The following is a 2,808-nucleotide window of genomic DNA, read 5'->3' as shown; positions in this document are numbered from 1 at the left end:
GGGGCTCCAGAAGACGGACGCCGTCTTCTGGAGCCCTGCCGACTGGGCCTGGACCGGCGGGCTGATGGATGCGTTGTTGCCCACGCTCTACTTCGGCCGCCCCATCGTCGCCTGGCAGGGGCGTTTCTCTGCGGCCAAGGCCTTCGAGCTGATGGCGGCCTACGGCGTCACGCATGCCTTCCTGTTCCCGACGGCGCTCAAGGCCATGATGAAGGCTGAGCCTCGCCCGAAGCGCCATGCGCTGAAGCTGCGTGCGCTGATGAGCGCCGGCGAGGCGGTCGGTGACGCGGTGTTCAGCTGGTGCCGCGATGCGCTGGGGGTTCCGGTCAACGAGATGTTCGGCCAGACCGAGATGAATTACGTGGTCGGCAACTGCCAGGCCCTGTGGCCGGCCAAGCCTGGCAGCATGGGCCGGGCCTACCCCGGCCATCGCGTGGCCGTCATCGATGACGAAGGCCGTGAATGCGCGCCCGGCGAGACCGGCGAGGTGGCGGTGAACGCGCGTGACCGCCACGGCGATCCCGACCCGGTCTTCTTCCTTGGCTACTGGAACAACGAGGCCGCGACGAAGGCCAAGTTCACGGGCGACTGGTGCCGCACCGGCGACCTCGCCCGCAGCGATCGGGACGGCACGCTCTGGTACGAAGGCCGGGCGGACGACGTCTTCAAGGCCGCCGGCTATCGCATCGGCCCCGGCGAGATTGAGAACTGCCTGCTCAAGCATGCGGCCGTGGCGAACGCGGCCGTCGTGCCCAAGCCCGACGCCGAACGCGGCGCGCTGGTGAAGGCCTATGTCGTGCTGGCCGACGGGCATGCTGCTAGCACCGCGCTGGTGGAGGCCCTGCAAGCCCATGTGAAGGCGCGCCTGGCGCCCTACGAGTACCCGAAGGAAATCGAGTTCATCGACGCCCTGCCGATGACGACGACGGGCAAGGTGCAGCGGCGCGTACTGCGGCTGCGCGAGCAGGAACGGGCCGAAGCTCGATCTGATTCAAGCCGCGCGGTTGCGCAGCCTCAGCAGGCTCAGCCCCAGCAGCACGAACAGCCCGCCTGAGATGCGGTTGAACAGCCGCAGATGCCGTACCTCGGTCAGGAAGCGGCGCAGCGAGCGGAACAGGCCCACATAGACCGCGTGGGACACCAGGGCCAGCACGGTGAAGGTCAGGGTGAGCAGCAGGGTCTGCAGTAGCAGTGAATGGCCGGGTGTCAGGAACTGGGGGAACAGCGCCGTGAAGAACAGGATGGCCTTGGGGTTGGTGACGGCCACGCCCATGCCTTGCAGGAAGAGCTTGCCCGGCGTGTGCGGCTGATTGGCCGACGCCGGGGCATCCAACCGCAGCGGCGCGCTGCGCCACTGCTTGATGCCCAGATAGATCAGGTAGCCCGCGCCGATGAGCTTGACCACGAGGAAGGCCGAGGCCGACACGGCCAGCAGGGCGCCCATGCCGGCGGTGGCCGCACCGGACACGATGAAGAGGCCGGCGGCATTGCCCAGGGAGCTGAATGCCGTATGCCGCGGTCCGACGGCAACCGAATTGGAGAGTGCGAGCAGCACGCCGGGGCCGGGAGCAAACGTGGCGAGCAGGGCGACGCCGCAGAACAGCAGCCAGGTCGAGAAGGGCATGGGACAAGCAGATGAAGCGGCGACCCGGCCAGTCTATGCAAGGCCTCAAGACCGTGCGCGCTGGTAGTGCAATCGCCAGAGCAGTGCCCAGGTCTTGCCGCCGTCATTGCTGCCTTCCCAGTCCCAGTCGAAGCTGTCGGGCTTGATGTCGTAGAAGCGCATGCGCTGGCCCTTGATCTGTTCGCCGACGGGCTTGAGGTCGGTCGCGAAGAATCGTGTCTCGCCGATGCTGCCGCCGGTCAGCGCGAAGAAGCCGCCCTGGTTGTCGGCCCAGGCCTGGTGCCAGACGCCGGCCTTGTCGAGTACCGACAGCGAGCGGCCCAGCAGCCGCGGCGCGACGGCCGGGTCGCCCTCGAAGTTCTCCTCGATGACCTGGCCGTCGAGGATCTTGCCGACGCGGTTGCGAGCCTGGCCCGGGCTGCCGTTGGCGTTCTGCCAGGTGACGATCCAGTCGCCGACCCAGAAATCAAACAGTTCGGCCGGCGCGGCGGCTTGGGCGGGCGAGAGCAGGGCGGCAAACAGGGCAGCGACGAGGAACTGGCGCATGACAGGTGTGGGCAGTGATGGAGGCACCGGCCTGGGCGTGCAGCGCCGGCAGCGGTGTTGCAGAAATTGCTGCGCGACACCGGTTTGTCGAAAACGATGCCCAGCGTTCGTCGTAGCGTGGGCACCCCCGCGGGCGCCTGTTCGCAACTTCGAGGACCGCCATGCCGCTCCAGATCATTGACCGACCCGCCGTCACCGTTGTGGGCCTGCAGATCCGCACGACGCCGATGTCGCCCGATATCCCGGCCCTGTGGCCGCGCTTCGTAGCCCGCATCCCCGAGGTCGCGCAGGCCACCGAGGCCAGGACCACCTACGGCGTCATGCACAACCAGTCCGACGCCGGCTTCGACTACCTCGCCTGCGTTGCCGTCGAGCCGTCGGCCGCCGTGCCGGCGGGCATGACGAAGCTGACGTTGCCAGCCGGGCGCTATGCCTTTTTCAGCTTCCCGCTGTCGGGGCTGGGTGAGGGCTTCGGCGACATCTTCGAGCGCCAGCTGCCGGCTTCGGACTATGTCCAGGCCGCCGGTCCGCTGTTCGAGCGCTATGGCCCCGACTTCTGCCCCGACGAGCCCGACTCGCTGGTCGAGATCTATCTGCCCGTGGCAGCCAAGGGCGGTTGAAGAAGGGAGGGTATGAGG

At 67.9% G+C, this 2,808-nt stretch carries 4 protein-coding genes; 2 read left to right on the top strand and 2 right to left on the bottom strand.

From position 1 onward, the window contains the following. On the top strand, positions 1 to 1,054 hold a 1,054-nt coding region (locus AC1DU6_RS26055; RefSeq protein ID WP_477860665.1), incomplete at its 5' end, for an AMP-binding protein. Here AC1DU6_RS26055 and AC1DU6_RS26050 read toward each other — a convergent pair. Both AC1DU6_RS26050 and AC1DU6_RS26045 read right to left on the bottom strand, forming a co-directional pair. Next, the gene (locus tag AC1DU6_RS26050; RefSeq protein WP_477860663.1) at positions 992 to 1,624 is read right to left on the bottom strand and encodes a LysE family translocator; all 633 of its coding nucleotides are present in this window, start codon (positions 1,622 to 1,624) and stop codon (positions 992 to 994) included. The genes AC1DU6_RS26055 and AC1DU6_RS26050 overlap by 63 nt on opposite strands. A gap of 45 nt (positions 1,625 to 1,669) precedes the next feature. Then, the gene (locus AC1DU6_RS26045; RefSeq protein ID WP_477860661.1) at positions 1,670 to 2,170 is read right to left on the bottom strand and encodes a hypothetical protein; all 501 of its coding nucleotides are present in this window, start codon (positions 2,168 to 2,170) and stop codon (positions 1,670 to 1,672) included. Between the two features lie 161 nt (positions 2,171 to 2,331). On the opposite strand from AC1DU6_RS26045, the gene AC1DU6_RS26040 reads away from it, so the two are divergent. Then, positions 2,332 to 2,790 carry a GyrI-like domain-containing protein gene (locus AC1DU6_RS26040; protein WP_477860659.1) on the top strand — a complete coding sequence of 153 codons (459 nt, stop codon included), beginning with the start codon at positions 2,332 to 2,334 and terminating at the stop codon, positions 2,788 to 2,790. The last annotated feature ends 18 nt before the right edge of the window (positions 2,791 to 2,808 follow it).

It is taken from the genome of Roseateles sp. P5_B10 (genome assembly GCF_056400485.1).
The sequence above is the reverse complement of the archived record's forward strand: the minus strand, read 5'-3'. Positions and strand labels throughout refer to the sequence as shown.

Bases quoted from the DNA above. Each gene is read 5' to 3' on its own strand.
- AC1DU6_RS26050 (WP_477860663.1), bottom strand. From the start codon at position 1,624: ATGCCCTTCTCGACCTGGCTGCTGTTCTGCGGCGTCGCCCTGCTCGCC.
- AC1DU6_RS26045 (WP_477860661.1), bottom strand. From the start codon at position 2,170: ATGCGCCAGTTCCTCGTCGCTGCCCTGTTTGCCGCCCTGCTCTCGCCC.
- AC1DU6_RS26040 (WP_477860659.1), top strand. From the start codon at position 2,332: ATGCCGCTCCAGATCATTGACCGACCCGCCGTCACCGTTGTGGGCCTG.